Below are 15,215 nucleotides of genomic sequence, written 5' to 3' on the forward strand. Positions count from 1 at the left end.
TGGAGGACTGAGAACTGATGGCCGGCAAGACTGCCGCGGGACAGCCTGCCCCCGCTGAGGCGAAGACCAACGGAGCCCAGGCGGCGCAGGACCAGACCACGTTCGCCGAACACGTTCCGCAGGGCCGCCTGACCGCGCAGCGCGGGCTCTACGCCGGGCCGTCGCCCATCGTGTCCAAGGACCTCTACTCCGAGGTGCTCGAGGGCGTGGTGAACCGCGGCCGCGACGGCGTGACGCTGGAGCCGTCGGCGCGCGTGTCCGGCAACACCTACTTCGGCCGGTTCCCGGCCAGCTACTGGCAGCGCTGGACGAAGGTGCGCCAGGTCCGCGTCGAGGCCGTCGTGAGCGGCGCCGGCCAGCTCGCGGTGCGCGCGTCCGACATCGAGGGCGAGCCGCGCACGATCGAGGCGCGCGAGGTCGAGGGTGCCGACCAGGCGTCGGTCGAGTTCGACGTGAAGATCGACAAGTTCTACGACGGCGGCGCGCTGTGGCTGGACCTGGAGACCCAGGCGGGGCAGCGGCTGACCGTCGAGCGGGTGCGGTGGACCGTCGAGCCGCCGGAGAAGATCCGGCCGACCGCGGTGACCATCTGCACGATGAACCGCGCCGACGACTGCCTGAAGAACCTGCGGGCGCTGGCCGGTGACCTGCAGTCGCTGGACACGCTGGACGCGATCTACGTCGCCGACCAGGGCACCGACCGGGTGGACTCGCGGGACGGGTTCGCGCAGGTCGCGGCCGATCTGGGCGACAAGCTGCACTACATCACCCAGCCGAACCTGGGCGGCGCGGGCGGCTTCACCCGCGGTCTGTACGAGGTGGCCGGGCACACCGAGACCGAGCACGCGAACGTCCTGTTCATGGACGACGACGTGCTGCTAGAGCCGGACCTGGTGGTCCGGATGACGGCGTTTTCGAACCTGGCCGCGAACCCGGTCATCGTCGGCGGGCAGATGCTGAACCTGCTGCACCCGCACCAGCTGCACGTGGGGGCGGAGTACGCGCGGCTGAACACGCTGGAGCCGGGTGTGCCGGTGGAGCACAGCCTGCACACGGCGGACCTGCTGGGCGTGGACGAGGAGACCGGCAAGCCGAACCGCCAGGACCGGCGCCTGGACGCGGGGTACAACGGCTGGTGGTCGTGCCTGATCCCGTACGAGGTGGTCAAGGCCGTCGGGTACCCGATGCCGTTCTTCTTCCAGTGGGACGACGCGGAGTACAGCTACCGCGCGCGGGCGCACGGCTTCCCGACGGTCACGCTGCCCGGTGCCGGCGTCTGGCACGCCGACTTCCACTGGAAGGACTGGGACGAGTGGCACCGGTACTTCAACCTGCGCAACTCGATCATCACCGCGGCGCTGCACAGTGATTTCAACCTGAACGTGGTGTGCCGGACGCTGATGGCGCAGGTGGTGCGGTACCTGCTGGGGATGCAGTACGGGCTGACGCACACGCTGATCAAGGCGGTCGAGGACTTCCTGGAGGGCCCGTCGATCCTGGAGGACGGCGGAGTCGCCGCGATGCAGGAGATCCGGGCGATCCGGGCCCAGTACCCGGAGACGAAGCGCCACGACGCGACGGAGGTCCCCGGCATCGCGTCGAACGACATCGGAATCATCAACACCGCGCCGAGGCCCGCGCTGCAGCGGCTGATCCTGGTGAAGCGAATTGTCGACCGGCTGCGCGGCCGCTCCCGTTTCGCGCTGGGAGCCGTGCCCAACGACGAGGCCCACTGGTGGCACGTGGCGCTCTTCGACACGGCGGTCGTGACGGACGCGTCCCAGGAGGGCGTCCGGGTGCGCAAGTACGACCGGGAACGGATGTTCGAGCTGGGCAAGCGCGCGGTGAAGACCCTGAACCGGCTGCGCAAGGAGGGCCACGCGGTGCAGGCGCAGTACAAGCGCGCCCTGCCGCAGCTGACCAGCCGCGAGAACTGGAAGCGCCTGTACCGGCTCTGAGGCTTCGTGGTTTCGAGCCGGCCCTGCTGCTTCGGCGGCAGGGCCGGTTTTTCGTCGAGTTGGCGACCGGCCTGGGTGGCGTTCGCCAACCGTCCTGGGCGTGGCCGCTGTCCCAACGATGGCTGGCGGTGCCGAGCAGCCTCGTCACGAGGGTGATCCGCCAGGCATGAGCCACGCAGGCGGCCATCCCCGGGGAACCGCCGCTCCGCGTGGGGGCCGCCGCCCGGCCTGGGCCGTTGCCCGAGGCGACCCCCCGGGCGAACCCTCGCGCGAGCCGGGCCGCCGCCCGCGCGGGATCGTTGCCCGGCCGGCCGCCCGGGGCGAATCGCCGCTCGAACCGGGACCGCCGCTCAAGGCCGGACTGCCGGTCGGGCGCCGCCCGTCGCCTCAGTGCAACCCGAACACCTTGTTCTTCCGCTGCAGGTCGTCGATGTAGGCCACGGCCACGTGCGCGAAGTTCACGGTGACCCGGGAGCCTTCCTTCGTCCGCACGGTCTGCACCGAGCCGTGTTCCAGGTGCAGGTGCAGGTCCTTTTCCAGCTCGTCGACGTCCTCGGGCGGCAGGGCGAACAGCAGCGGCTCGCCACCGGTCGCGAGGTGCAGGACGAGCGCGGGTTTCTCATCGGCCATGCACCCAGCACACCAGCCACCGATCTTGCCGGCAACGAAGTTCGCCGACAGCGCAAGCGCTCAGTAGCGGAAGAACCGCTCCCGCTGTCCCTGCCGCACCAGCTTCAGCCACTGCACGAACCCGGCGGGATCCCGCTTCACGCCCACGAAGTACAACCCGAACCGCAGGATCTCCAGTGCCCCGATCTTCCGCATGCCGGGCTGGGACAGCAGGTACCCGCGGTTGCGGTAGGTGTAGTAGCGCTTGACCTCGTTCTCCGGGTCCTGCGCGTGGAACCGCCCGCCGAGCATCGGCTTGAACTCGTCCGAGCCGTCCGGGTGCAGGTAGGACACGCGCAGCGACGTGCCGAACGGCAGACCGGAGCGGACCAGCCGCCGGTGCACCTCGACCTCGTCACCGCGCACGAACAGCCGCAGGTCCGGCACGCCGACCACATCCAAAGTGGACGCCCGGAACAACGCACCGTTGAACAGCGACGCGATTCCGGGCAGGAAGTCGGTGCCCAGCTCGGCCGAGGAGCGCTTCCACGTCAGCCCGCGCCGCAGCGGGAACGCCAGCTTCTCCGGCGCGTTGATGTTCGTGACCATCGGCGAAACCTCGGCCAGCCCGCGCTTCTCGGCCTCCTCCAGGAGCACCGCCAGCACCGTCTCGTCCGCCGGGCGGCCGTCGTCGTCGGCCAGCCACACCCAGTCGGCGCCCAGCGCGAGCGCGTGCAGCATCCCGAGCGCGAACCCGCCCGCGCCACCGAGGTTGTGGTGCGACGGCAGGTACGTGTACTGCCCCGGGAACGTCTCCACGACGTCGCGCGCCGACTGGTCGGGACCGTTGTCCACGACCACCAGGTGGTCCACCGGCCGGGTCTGCGCGGCGATGATCTTCAACGAGTCCGCGAGCAGCTCACGGCGGTGCCGCGTGACGACCACCGCCGCCACGCCGCCCGGTCGCATCGGAGCCTGCTCCGGACCGCTCATGTCACTCCCCGCCCTGTACCGCCGGCGCGGCGTCGATCCGCTGCGCGGCTTCCGCGCTGATGTTCTCGAACGGGTCCCGGCCCTTGTACGCGGTGAGCACTTCGCGCAGGCCGCCCCGCATCTTCATCCGGCCCTCGTCCATCCAGATGGCCGTCGTGCACAGCTCCAAGAGTAGGTCGTCGGCGTGCGAGGCGAAGACCAACATGCCGGAGCGGTTCACCAGATCCACCAGCCGGTCCCGCGCCTTGTTGAGGAACGCCGCGTCGACCGCGCCGATGCCCTCGTCCAGGATCAGGATCTCCGGGTCGATCGTGGTCACCACGCCCAGCGCGAGCCGCACCCGCATACCGGTCGAGTAGGTGCGCAGCGGCATCTGCAGGTAGTCGCCCAGCTCGGTGAACTCGGCGATGTCGTCGACCCGCTTCTCCATCTGCTTGCGCGTCATGCCGAGGAACAGCCCGCGGATCATGATGTTCTCGTAGCCGGAGATCTCCGGGTCCATGCCGACACCCAGGTCGAACACCGGCGCGACCTTGCCCTCGACCCGCGCGAGACCGCGGGTGGGCTCGTAGATGCCCGACAGCAGCCGCAGCAGGGTCGACTTGCCGGCGCCGTTGTGGCCGACCAGCCCGACGCGGTCGCCCTCGCGCAGCGACAGGGTGATGTCCTGCAGCGCCTCGATGATCGGCACCTTCGATTCGGTGCCGATCTTGCCCCCGACCTTGCCGAGGACCTTCTTCTTCAGCGAGCGCGTCTTGGCGTCGAAGATCGGGAAGTCGACGTACGCGTTCTGCACATCAATGCTGACCATTGGTCGTTCTCACACCCAGTAGGAGACGCGGGACCGGTAGTTGCGCATGGCGACGAGCGCGAGCAGCCAGCCCACGATCGTCATGCCACCCACGGCGACCCAGCTCCACGGGCTGACGGCCTGCCCGATCAGCGGCGCCCGCAGGATCTGGACGAAGTGGTAGATGGGGTTCAGCTTGATGATCGGCTCCGCCCAGCTGACGCTGTCCCGCGCTCCGCCCGCGGTGAGCTGGTCGATCGGCCACACGATCGGGGTCAGGTAGAACAGCAGCTGGACCAGGGAGTTGATCACCTGCGGGATGTCCCGGTACCGCGTCGAGATGATGCCCGCGAGCAGTGTCACCCAGACCCCGTTGAAGGCCAGCAGGAAGAACGCCGGGATCGCGGTCAGGGTGTACCAGCCCAGGCCGGGGTGGCAGATCCCCTCACCGTCGCAGACTCCCTTGGAGAGTCCGTACTCGTGGTTCAGGCTGCCGAAGAAGATCCCCACCACGAGCACGACGACGATCAGGTTGTGCGCGAACATCAGCGTCTGCCGCCACACCGTGCGCAGCGCGTACACCGTCAACGGGGCGCGGATCTGCTTGATCAGACCCTCGTTGGAGATGAACGTCTCCATGCCCTCGAGCAGGCAGCCGTTGATGAAGTTCCAGACGACGAAACCCACCGTGATGTAGGGCAGGAACGTCTGGATGTGCATGCCGAAGAGCTGCGAGTAGAGCAGCCCGAGGCCGAGCGCGATGACGCCCTGGCTGATGGTGATCCAGAACGGGCCGATCACCGACCGGCGGTAGCGCTGCTTGATGTCCTGCCAGCCGAGGTGGCTCCACAGTTCGCGCTGGCGGAGGGCTTCCTTGATGTCGCCGAACGCGCGCCCGAACGTCCGGCTGTCCGACAAGGGCGGAAGCTCAGCCGGGCGGTCGAGATCGTCGCTGGTCTGCTGGACCGTGCTGGTGGCTTGCACGGGACCTAGCGTAGCGAGCGGGACACACGCACTCCGGGCAGGGCGGAGACGTCCGGTTTGGCTGATCATCGCCGGAAATCACGCTGTGCAACGGCGCGTGACGGCAGCGTGCACAGGATCGTCACGTACCCTCGCCCCCGTGCCTGAGACCCCGAAGACCCGCGTGCTGGCGGTCGTCCCGGCCAGGGGCGGCTCCAAGGGCGTACCGGGCAAGAACCTCGCGCAGGTCGGCGACGCCCCGCTGATCGCCAGGGCGATCCGCTCGCTGGCCGCCGCGGCCCGCGTCGACCAGGTCGTGGTGAGCACGGACAGTGGCGACATCGGCGCCGTCGCCAGGGCCGGTGGCGCCACGGTCCTGCCCCGCCCGCCGGAGCTGTCCGGTGACTCGGTCAGCTCCGAGGCCGTCCTCCGCCACGTGCTGGACGAGATGCGCGACACGGCCGACGGCGAACCGGACGTGGTGCTGCTGGTGCAGTGCACCTCGCCGTTCATCGCGCCGGAGACCGTGGACAACGTGATCTCGCTGATCGTCGACGGCGGCTGGGACTGCGCGTTCACCGCGGTGCGGGTGCACGAGTTCCTGTGGCGCCGGGACACCACGGGCGGCGCGCTGGCGGTCAACCACGACGCCTCGTTCCGGCCGCGACGGCAGGACCGCGAGCCGGAGTACCGCGAGACCGGCGCCGTCTACGGCATGCGCGCGCCCGGCTTCCGCGCCGCCGGCCACCGTTTCTTCGGCCGGATCGGCCTGGTGGAGACCCCCGCCGAGCACGCCGTGGAGATCGACACCCCCGAGGACCTGGCGATCGCCCGCGCGCTGGCCGCCGTCATCGACCCGCCGCCGCACACCGGCATCGACGTGGACGCCGTGGTCACCGACTTCGACGGGGTGCACACCGACGACACCGCGATCGTCCTGCAGGACGGCACCGAGGGGGTCGTGGTCAGCCGTTCCGACGGGGCGGGCGCGGCCCGGCTCAAGGCCGCCGGGATCCCGCTGATGATCCTGTCGGTCGAGCAGAACCCGGTGGTCGCCGCCCGGGCCCGCAAGCTCGGCGCGGCGGTGCTGCACGGGGTGGGGGACAAGGCCGCCGTGCTCAAGACCTGGCTCGCCGAGCAGCGGCTCGACCCGGTGCGCGTCGCCTACGTCGGCAACGACCTGCGCGACCTGGAGTGCATGGCCCTGGTGGGCTGGCCGGTCGCGGTCGCCGACGCGCTGCCGGAGGTCCGCCGCGCCGCCCGGCTCGTGCTGACCCGGCCGGGAGGCGCGGGTGCGGTGCGCGAGCTGACCGATCTGGTCCTGGACGCCGTCGAACGGAGGAACAACCGGTGAGTGCCGTGCGGATCGGGGACCGCGAGGTCGGTCCCGGCCGGCCCGTCTACACGGTCGCGGAGATCGGGATCAACCACAACGGCGACGTGGACATCGCCAAGCGGCTGATCGAGATCGCGGCGCGGGTGGGCGCGGACGCGGTGAAGTTCCAGAAGCGGACCCCGGAGATCGCGACCCCGCCGGACATGCGCGACACGCGCCGCGAGACGCCGTGGGGCGAGATGACCTACCTCGACTACCGGCACCGGGTCGAGTTCGGGCTCGACGAGTACCAGGAGATCGACCGGTACTGCGCCGAGCAGGGCATCGCCTGGTTCGCCTCGCCGTGGGACGTGCCGAGCGTGGACTTCCTGGAGAAGTTCGACGTGGTGTGCCACAAGGTCGCGTCCGCCTCGGTGACCGACCGCGAGCTGCTCACCGCGCTGCGCGACACCGGCCGCCCGGTGATCCTGTCCACCGGCATGTCCACGATGGCCGAGATCGACGCGGCGGTCGAGCTGCTGGGCACCGACCGGCTGGTGCTGCTGCACGCCACCTCGACCTACCCGTGCCCGCCGGAGGAGGCGAACCTGCGCACGATCCACACGCTCGCCGAGCGCTTCGGCGTGCCGGTGGGCTACTCCGGGCACGAGCGCGGCCTGCAGGTCTCGATCGCCGCCGTCGCGCTGGGGGCGTGCGTCGTGGAGCGGCACGTGACGCTGGACCGCACGATGTGGGGATCGGACCAGGCCGCCTCGCTGGAACCGGACGGGCTGCGCCGGCTGGTGCGGGACATCCGGGCCGTGGAAACCGCCCTCGGCGACGGGGTCAAGCGGGTCTTCCCAGGTGAAGAGGCTCCGCGTCGCCGACTCCGGCGAACGTAGCTAGAGTCGTCGCCTCGACGACGAAGGGTGATTGCCGTGTACCTCGCCGAGACCGTCTCCGAGACGGCCGCGGTCGGGACGGAGCGGGACACGCTCCGCGACCTGCTGACCGCCTACGGCCGCGGCGGGCGGGTGGAAACCCTGACCGTGGTCGGGAACGCGCCGATGCCGCCGTCGCGGGAACGGGCCGCGTCGATCGACGACAGCGACCTGGTCGTGCGGATGACCACGTTCGCGCTCGACGAGCCCGGGGGCGAGCCGGGCTACGGGCGCCGGACCGACGTCGTGGTGCTGCACCGGGGCGTGGTGGCCAGCCCGCACACCTTCGCCGACTACACCTCGCGCCTGTACCTGCTGGCCGAGCCGGGGCGGATGCACTGGGAGCCGGCGAACATCCCGGACTGGTGGCCGGCCGACCTGGGCTTCGTGCCGATCCCGAACCGCCCCTACGTGGTGCCGCTGAGCCGGGCTCTCGGGCTGGACACCGCGTCGGCGACCTGGGCGACCACCGGCACGCTGACCGCGTACCTGGCCGTGACCCTGTTCCCCGCGGCGAAGATCCGGCTGGCCGGGTTCTCGATCGTCGACGAGCCGGAGCAGACTTCGTTCGCCCACGCCTGGGGCGAGGACGTGAAGGTGACCGGGGACCACCGGTTGCACGCCGAATCCGCGTTGCTGCGCTCGTGGCGCGACGCGGGCCGAATCGAGGTGGTGCCGTGAACGCCGCGAAGAAACTGGTCAAGGCCGCCGGCTTCCCGGTGTGGAAGCGGCTGCGGTGGCGGATCGAGCAGGTCACCGACGAGCGGTTCGGGCCGCGGCTCGACCACCTGCACGCGGAGCTGGACGGGCTGCGCGGCGAGCTGCGTGAGCTGCGGGACGGGGTGACCGGCCGCTGCGACGAGCTGGCCGGGCACCACCGCTGGCACGACGACGAGCTGCGCCGCCTGGCCGCGCACGTGGCCGGGCTGGACAGCAGGCTGGCCGGGCTGGAGCGCCCGGCCACCGACGGCAGCGCGCCGGTGTCGGCGGTCGAGGAGGTCCGCGCCGAGCACGCGCGCGTCCGGGCGCGGCTGTCCGCGGTGGCCAGGTACGAGGAGCGGCTGGCGCGGCTCGAGGAGGCGCTGTCGGTGCGCGTCGAGAGAGCGGGCGAGTAGATGACGGCCACCCATCCCGTCCGCGAACGGGCACGTCGTAAACCGATCCGGGGATGGGTGTGGGCGGCGGTCGCGGCGCTGCCGGTGGCGCTGACCGCCTCCTGGATCGGGCTCGGCCACGACGTCCGCTACGTGCTGGGCGGGTTGGACGTCAGCCCGTTCGGCGCGACCGGGACGTTCGTGCACCGGCCGCTGGCCTACCGCTGGCTGGCCGAGGGACTGAGCGTGTTCGACGTCGGTTCGGTCGGCGTCGGTGAGGGGCTGATCCGGCTGGTCGCGCTGGCCTTCGTCGCCGGTGCGGCCTGGTGGCTGCGGGCCGGGCTGCGGCAGCGGCTGCCGTCGGGGGAGGCGTCCGCGGTGGCCGCGGCGGTCGGGCTGGCCCTGGCGCTGGCGCCGAACTGGGACTTCCTGCAGCCGGAGTGGGTGGCGGCCCTGTTCGGCGTGGCCGCGATCGGGGCCGCGCTGCGGACGTCCAGCGTGCTCGGCGGGCTGCTGCTGGCGCTGGCGGTGCTGGTCAAGTACACGACCCTGCCGACCGCGTTGATCGCGCTCGGCGTGATCGCCGTGCTGGACCGGCGGCGCGCCCTGGTCGCCGGGGTCACCGCCGTGGTGTCCGGGTTCGCGTTGTTCGGGCTGAGCCTGCTCGCGCCGCGGGAATGGCGGTGGCTGCGCGAGGCGTGGCTGCTCGACGAGGGCGTGGCCCGGGACTTCGGCGCGGTGGTGAAGTTCGCGGCCAACGAAGCCATGCTCGTGCCGCTGGTCGCGCTGCTGCCGGCGAGCCTGGTGGTGCTGGTGCGCGTGTCGCGGCGGCGGTGGGCCTGGCCGGTCCTCACGGTGCTCGCGCTGGCGCTCGTGCTGGGCGCGGCGGTGATCCAGGGGCAGTGGTTCCAGTACCACCTGGCCGCGTGGGTCCCGTTGGCCGCCGGGTTGTGGGCGCTGGCCGTGGCGCGCTGGACGCTGGTGCACGGGCGGCCGCCGTGGACGCTGGTCGGGGCGACGGTCGTGGTCCTGTTCGCCGCGCGGGTGTGCCTGGGCGCGTCGTTCGACTGGCGCTCCGGCCACGGCGCGCTCGCGTACGGGCTGCTCGCCGGCCTGGTGGTCGTGGCGATGCTGGCCTGCGCGGTCGAGCCCGGCCGCGGCGGGCGGCAGCTGCTGTCGGTGCCGGTGCTGGTCGGGGTGCTCGCGCTGACGGTGCCCATCCTGCCGACGACGCCGTACTCGTTCGACGGCGTCCACGCCGACTACACCAACGCCGGCCGGGTGGCGATCGAGCACAAGTTCACCGAGGAGATGCTGGCCGTCCGGGACCGCATCGGCGCCGACACCCCGGTGGTCTACCTGGCCTTCGGCGACATCGCCTACTTCATGGGCAACCCGACGCCGTGCCGCTACCCGTCGCCGGCCTACCTGCGGCGCGGCACCTACCTGCCGTCGCTGCGGGACACGGCGAGCTACTCGGAGAACGCCGCCTGCCTGTCCGATCCGTCCGTGGCGTACGTCGTGATCCAGCCGCTGTGGATCGACGCCGCTGAGCTGCCACCGGGCCTGATCGACACCCGGTTCGACTGCTCACGGCCCCTCACGAACGACGACGTGGTGGTCTGCCCCCGCACCCGCTGACGCGAGTCCCACGCTCCCGCGCGCGAGTCCCACGCTCAGCGCGCCGAGTTCTGCGTTCCGGCGCGCGAGTCCCACACTCGCGCGCCGGCACTCACAGGTACTGACCCGTCCCGCTGATCCCCGGCGCCTGGCCCTCCTGGCCGCCGCGCCCGGCGGGCAGCCCGCGGCGCATCTGCTCCAGCTGCACCCGCGCGGCCATCTGCTGCGCGAACAGCGCCGTCTGGATGCCGTGGAACAGGCCCTCCAGCCAGCCGACGAGCTGAGCCTGGGCGATGCGCAGCTCGGCGTCCGACGGGGTGGTGCCGTCGGTGAACGGCTTGACCAGCCGCTCCAGCTCGCTCTGCAGCTCCGGCGCCAGCGCCTGTTCCAGCTCCTTCACGGACGTCTGGTGGATCTCGCGCAGCCGGTCGCGGCTCGCGTCGTCCAGCGGCGCGGCCCGCACCTCCTCCAGCAGTTGCTTGATCATCGTGCCGATCCGCATGACCTTCGCCGGCTCTTCGACGAGGTCACCGACCGACTCCTGCTGCTCGTCGTCCTTGTTCGGGATTCGCGCCGTCCCCACCGGCGAGCCGTCCGGCCCCACCACGACCACGCGGTGCGGCTGCTCGTCGGGCGAGGGTGACTCGGAAAACCTCGGTTCCGTCATTGCTCCATCCTGGCTGGTCCGGCAACGCCGCTGTGTTCGAGCCTAGCGGTCGCGCACGCCCGCGGTCGGCGACAGCCCAACCCCGGACGCATTGCGAAACTACCCCTCCGTACGGTGTTGTCCATGGCGTTCGACGTCGCTCGAATTCGTGGGTTGTTCCCCGCGCTGGGTGACGGCTGGATCCACTTCGACGGCCCTGCCGGAATGCTGGTACCCGAACAGGTGGCCTCGGCCGTGTCGACGGCGATGCGTGCCCCGGTCTCCGGCCCGGGTGGCGCGTTCCCGGCGTCCCAGCGCGCGGAGAGCATCGTGACCGCGGCCAGGCGGGCGGTGGCCGATCTCGTCGGTGCCGATCCGGCCGGTGTCGTGCTGGGTTCGAGCGCGGCGGTGCTGCTGCGTCGACTTGTCGACGTGCTTTCGGAGCGCTGGACCCTGGGCGACGAGGTGGTGGTCTCGCGCCTGGACGAGCAGACCAACATCGCGCCCTGGACGCACGGCGCGAAACGCGTGGGCGCGGTCGTGCGCTGGGCCGAGATCGACATCGAGAACTGCGAGCTGCCGGCCTGGCAGTACGAGAACCTGGTCAACGCCCGCACGAAAGCCGTCGCCGTCACCGCCGCCTCCGGCTCGGTCGGCACCCGGCCCGACGTGCCGACGATCGCCGAGTTCGCCAAGCGCGTCGGCGCGCTGGTGGTCGTCGACGCCACCGCCGCGGCGCCGTTCCTGCCGCTCGACATGAACGCCCTCGGCGCGGACGTGCTCGTGGTGTCCGCGCAGGCCTGGGGCGGCCCGGCCGTCGGCGCGCTCGTCTTCCGCGACCCCGACCTGCTGGAACGACTGCCGTCCACGTCGCTCGACCCGGGCGCCCGCGGCCCGGCCCGGCTGGAGCTGGGCCCGCACGCGTACCCGCTGCTGGCCGGGCTGATCGCGTCCATCGACTACCTCGCCGGCCTGGACGACGCGGCCACCGGCTCCCGCCGCGAACGGCTGGTGACCTCGCTCGGCTCGGCGAAGTCGTACCACGCCGGGCTGCTCGCCCAGCTCAGCACGGAACTGCGCGCGCTGCGGCACGTCATGGTCATCGGCGACGCGATGCGCCGCATCCCCGCGCTGGCGTTCACGGTCATGGGCAAGAAGGCGCCGGAGGTCGCGGAGTACCTTGCCGCGCAGGGCCTGTGCGCGTTCGCCGACCTCGGCACCAGCGGCGTGTTCGCCGCGCTCGGCGTCGGAGAGGTGGGCGGCGCGGTCCGGATAGCGCTCGCCCACTACTCCAACGTCTTCGAGGTCAACCAGCTGGTGCGGGTACTGGACGAGCTGCGCTAGCCGCGGACCGAGAGCAGTACCTTGCCGAACACGCCGCCCTCCTCGAGGGCCTGGTGCGCCTTGGCGGCCTCGGACATCGGCACGACCTGACCGATCACCGGCCGGACCGTGCCCTCGGCGACCAGCGGCCACAGCCTTTCCCGCACGTCGGCGACGATCCGGGCCTTGTCGTCCACCGGCCGCGCCCGCAGCGTGGTCCCGGCGACGCTGGCGCGCTTGGCCATCAGCTTGCCGATGTTCAGCTCGCCCTTGACACCGCCCTGCATCCCGATGATCACCAGGCGGCCGCCGGTCTTCAGGGCGCTGACGTTGCGGTCCAGGTACTTCGCGCCCATGTTGTCGAGGATGACGTCGGCGCCGCCGGTCTCGTCGCGCAACACCTCGACGAAGTCCTGCTCCTTGTAGTTGATCGCGAGGTCCGCGCCGAGCTGGCGGCAGCGGTCCAGCCGGTCGGCCGAGCCCGCGGTGACCGCGACCGTCGCGCCCAGGGCCTTGCCGACCTGGATCGCGTGGGTGCCGATGCCACCGGCGCCGCCGTGCACGAGCAGCACCTCGCCCTCGGCCAGGTGCGCGTGCATGACCACGTTCGACCACACGGTGCAGGCGACCTCGGGCAGGCCGGCGCTGGTGATGAGGTCGACCTCGCCGGGGACGGGCAGCAGCTGCCCGGCGGGCACGACGACGCGTTCGGCGTAACCGCCGCCGGCGAGCAGCGCGCACACCTCGTCGCCGACCTGCCAGCCGTCGACGCCCTCGCCCAGCTGGGCGACCGTGCCCGAGCACTCGAGCCCGAGGATGTCGCTCGCCCCGGGCGGCGGCGGGTAGTTGCCCTGGCGCTGCAGCAGATCGGCCCGGTTCACCGCGCTCGCGGCGACGTCGAGGAGCACCTCACCGGGGCCGGGCCGCGGATCGGGGACCTCGACCCACTCGAGGTTGTCCGGGCCGCCGGGTTCACGGAGCTTGATCGCATGCATGTGCCCGACCCTATTGCCGGGGTACACCGAATGCACGATTGACCTCGGCGCGAATCGGGACAACAGTGACTCCTCATGTCACTTCGGCCAAAGAGACCCTTTGCCGCCCTGGTGCTGACCGCCGCATTCGCGACGGCCGCCACCCCGGCCGCGATCGCAGCCCCGTCCCCGCTACCCGACCAGCTCGTCGCGAAGACCGACGTGGGTGCCATCAACCGGCACCTGATCGCGTTGCAACGCATCGCCGACCGCAACGACGGCAACCGCGCCGCCGGAACCGGCGGGCACGCCGAGTCCGCCGAGTACATCGCCGGCAAGCTGGAAGCCGCCGGGTATTCGGTGACGCGGCAGGAGTTCCCGTTCACCTACACGGAAACGATCGCGGAAAAGCTGACGGTGAACGGCGCCGACGTGCCGATCACCGTGATGACGTATTCGGCGTCGACGCCGGCGGGCGGGATCACCGCGCCGCTGGCCGTGGTCCCGGTGGACGCCACGCCCGGTTGTGAGGCGTCGGATTATGCCGGTGTCGCGGGCAAGATCGTCCTGGTGCCGCGCGGTTCCTGCCCGTTCGCGCAGAAGCAGGCGGCCGCGGCGGACGCGGGCGCGATCGGCGCGGTCATCTACAACAACGTGGCCGGTCCGCTGAACGGCACCCTCGGTGACCCGGCGGCCGCGCGCATCCCGACGGGTGGCATCTCCCAGGCGGACGGGCAGGCGCTGTCCGGGCTGAACGGTGCCACGGTGACGCTGGACCTGCGCGAGTTCCGGGAGGAGCGCACGTCCTACAACGTGATCGCCGAGACGAAGACCGGTCGCAAGGACAACGTCGTGATGGCCGGCGCGCACCTGGACAGCGTGCCGGAGGGGCCGGGCATCAACGACAACGGCACGGGTTCGGCGGCGTTGCTGGAGATCGCGTTGCAGCTCGGCGGAAAGCCGAAGGTGGAGAACGCGGTGCGGTTCGGGTGGTGGAGCGCGGAGGAGTTCGGGCTGGTCGGCTCGACGTACTACGTGGATTCGCTGAGTTTCGAGCAGCAGCTGGACATCGCGTTGTACCTGAATTTCGACATGATCGGTTCGCCGAACGCGGGGTACTTCGCTTATGACGGCGACAATTCCGACGGTGTGGGCGCCGGCCCGGGCCCGTACGGTTCGGCGCAGATCGAGGCCGAGTTGGCTGGGTATCTGAATGGTCGCGGCGTGCCGACGGAGGGCAAGGACTTCGACGGCCGGTCGGATTACGGCGAGTTCATCGCGGTCGGGATCCCGGCGGGTGGCCTGTTCACGGGCGCGGAGGGCGTGAAGACGCCGGAGCAGGCCGCGAAGTGGGGCGGCCAGGCGGGCGTCGCGTACGACCCGTGCTACCACCAGGCGTGCGACAACCTGGGGAACGTCGACCGGGTGGCGCTGGACCGCAACGCGGACGCGGTCGCGTGGACGCTGGGCAGGTTCGCGCTGAGCACGGAGTCCGTGAACGGAGTCAAGCCCGGCACGGCGGCGGTGAAGCCACACCGCACCCCGGCGGCGACCAAGGCGGCGGAGCTGGCGGTGGCTTGAGGTTCTCGGGTGGGCGCCACTCCACGGGCGGCGCCCACCCGGAGTGCCTCTCACCTGCCGGGCTGCTTGCACCCTGCCCCGCCTGCGCTGCTTGCTCGCGTTGCCCGCCTGCACTGGCCTGCCTCGATGGCGATTCCCTCATGCACCCGCCGAGCGCTAGCGTTCTCCTCTGCGGCGGCTTGTCTCCCACGAAAGTCCCACTCGCTGACGCGCGAGTGGCCCACTCGGTCGCGCGCGAGTGGCCCACCGGCACGGCGATGGTTCACTCCGCGAGATTCGTGTTCGCGGAACTACGAGATGCCCATTCGCCGGTCCACGAAAATCCCACCCGCTGACGCGCGAGTGGCCCACCCGCCGCAAAAGGTCTGCCCACCGCGTGAAAGTCCCACTCACTCCCGCGCGAAAGTC

14 protein-coding genes are annotated in these 15,215 nt (G+C 71.3%); 8 read left to right on the forward strand and 6 right to left on the reverse strand.

The genetic code is table 11. The annotated features are described in order from the left end of the window. The first annotated feature begins 17 nt into the window (after positions 1 to 17). On the forward strand, positions 18 to 1,958 hold the full coding sequence (locus L1857_RS03640; RefSeq protein WP_116109819.1) for a glycosyltransferase: 1,941 nt from the start codon (positions 18 to 20) through the stop codon (positions 1,956 to 1,958). 387 nt (positions 1,959 to 2,345) lie between these two features. Here the strand turns inward: L1857_RS03640 and L1857_RS03645 are convergent, their stop codons facing one another. Genes L1857_RS03645 through wzm form a run of 4 tightly spaced genes read right to left on the reverse strand, consistent with a single transcriptional unit; the run spans position 2,346 to position 5,334 of the window. Continuing rightward, entirely contained in the window at positions 2,346 to 2,588 is a 243-nt protein-coding gene (locus L1857_RS03645) for a hypothetical protein (protein ID WP_094003559.1), read from the reverse strand. A 60-nt stretch (positions 2,589 to 2,648) separates the two neighbouring features. Continuing rightward, the gene (glfT1, locus tag L1857_RS03650; RefSeq protein ID WP_283258004.1) at positions 2,649 to 3,560 is read right to left on the reverse strand and encodes a galactofuranosyltransferase GlfT1; all 912 of its coding nucleotides are present in this window, start codon (positions 3,558 to 3,560) and stop codon (positions 2,649 to 2,651) included. A 1-nt stretch (position 3,561) separates the two neighbouring features. Beyond that, a complete protein-coding gene (wzt, locus tag L1857_RS03655) occupies positions 3,562 to 4,371 on the reverse strand; it encodes a galactan export ABC transporter ATP-binding subunit Wzt/RfbE (RefSeq protein ID WP_094003561.1) in 810 nt (269 codons plus the stop codon). A 9-nt stretch (positions 4,372 to 4,380) separates the two neighbouring features. Next, positions 4,381 to 5,334, reverse strand: coding sequence for a galactan export ABC transporter permease subunit Wzm/RfbD (gene wzm, locus L1857_RS03660; protein WP_116109849.1), 954 nt, complete (start codon positions 5,332 to 5,334; stop codon positions 4,381 to 4,383). 139 nt (positions 5,335 to 5,473) lie between these two features. On the opposite strand from wzm, the gene L1857_RS03665 reads away from it, so the two are divergent. From L1857_RS03665 to L1857_RS03685, 5 genes are read left to right on the forward strand one after another with little or no spacing between them, the layout of a single operon-like run. Beyond that, a complete protein-coding gene (locus L1857_RS03665) occupies positions 5,474 to 6,667 on the forward strand; it encodes an acylneuraminate cytidylyltransferase (RefSeq protein ID WP_249464461.1) in 1,194 nt (397 codons plus the stop codon). After that, positions 6,664 to 7,530, forward strand: coding sequence for an N-acetylneuraminate synthase family protein (locus L1857_RS03670; protein WP_094003574.1), 867 nt, complete (start codon positions 6,664 to 6,666; stop codon positions 7,528 to 7,530). Before L1857_RS03665 ends, L1857_RS03670 begins: the two co-directional genes overlap by 4 nt. 36 nt (positions 7,531 to 7,566) lie before the next feature. Further along, complete coding sequence (locus L1857_RS03675) at positions 7,567 to 8,250, forward strand: hypothetical protein (protein ID WP_233157061.1); 684 nt, start codon at positions 7,567 to 7,569, stop codon at positions 8,248 to 8,250. Continuing rightward, positions 8,247 to 8,684, forward strand: a complete 438-nt coding sequence (locus tag L1857_RS03680) for a hypothetical protein (RefSeq protein ID WP_116109822.1) — start codon at positions 8,247 to 8,249, stop codon at positions 8,682 to 8,684. Before L1857_RS03675 ends, L1857_RS03680 begins: the two co-directional genes overlap by 4 nt. Continuing rightward, complete coding sequence (locus tag L1857_RS03685) at positions 8,685 to 10,304, forward strand: hypothetical protein (protein WP_162830973.1); 1,620 nt, start codon at positions 8,685 to 8,687, stop codon at positions 10,302 to 10,304. It begins immediately after the preceding gene. A gap of 91 nt (positions 10,305 to 10,395) precedes the next feature. Here L1857_RS03685 and L1857_RS03690 read toward each other — a convergent pair whose 3' ends face one another. Next, on the reverse strand, positions 10,396 to 10,950 hold the full coding sequence (locus L1857_RS03690; RefSeq protein WP_094003577.1) for a bacterial proteasome activator family protein: 555 nt from the start codon (positions 10,948 to 10,950) through the stop codon (positions 10,396 to 10,398). Positions 10,951 to 11,073: 123 nt separating this feature from the next. On the opposite strand from L1857_RS03690, the gene L1857_RS03695 reads away from it, so the two are divergent. Then, the gene (locus L1857_RS03695) at positions 11,074 to 12,273 is read left to right on the forward strand and encodes a cysteine desulfurase-like protein (protein WP_094003578.1); all 1,200 of its coding nucleotides are present in this window, start codon (positions 11,074 to 11,076) and stop codon (positions 12,271 to 12,273) included. Here L1857_RS03695 and L1857_RS03700 read toward each other — a convergent pair. Next, complete coding sequence (locus L1857_RS03700) at positions 12,270 to 13,247, reverse strand: NAD(P)H-quinone oxidoreductase (RefSeq protein ID WP_116109825.1); 978 nt, start codon at positions 13,245 to 13,247, stop codon at positions 12,270 to 12,272. The two genes, L1857_RS03695 and L1857_RS03700, sit on opposite strands and share 4 nt — an antisense overlap. Before the next feature lie 75 nt (positions 13,248 to 13,322). On the opposite strand from L1857_RS03700, the gene L1857_RS03705 reads away from it, so the two are divergent. After that, the gene (locus L1857_RS03705; RefSeq protein WP_116109826.1) at positions 13,323 to 14,807 is read left to right on the forward strand and encodes a M28 family metallopeptidase; all 1,485 of its coding nucleotides are present in this window, start codon (positions 13,323 to 13,325) and stop codon (positions 14,805 to 14,807) included. Positions 14,808 to 15,215 lie beyond the last annotated feature (408 nt).

Source organism: Amycolatopsis thermalba, assembly GCF_023376025.1.
Classification (GTDB): Bacteria; Actinomycetota; Actinomycetes; order Mycobacteriales; family Pseudonocardiaceae; genus Amycolatopsis_E; species Amycolatopsis_E thermalba.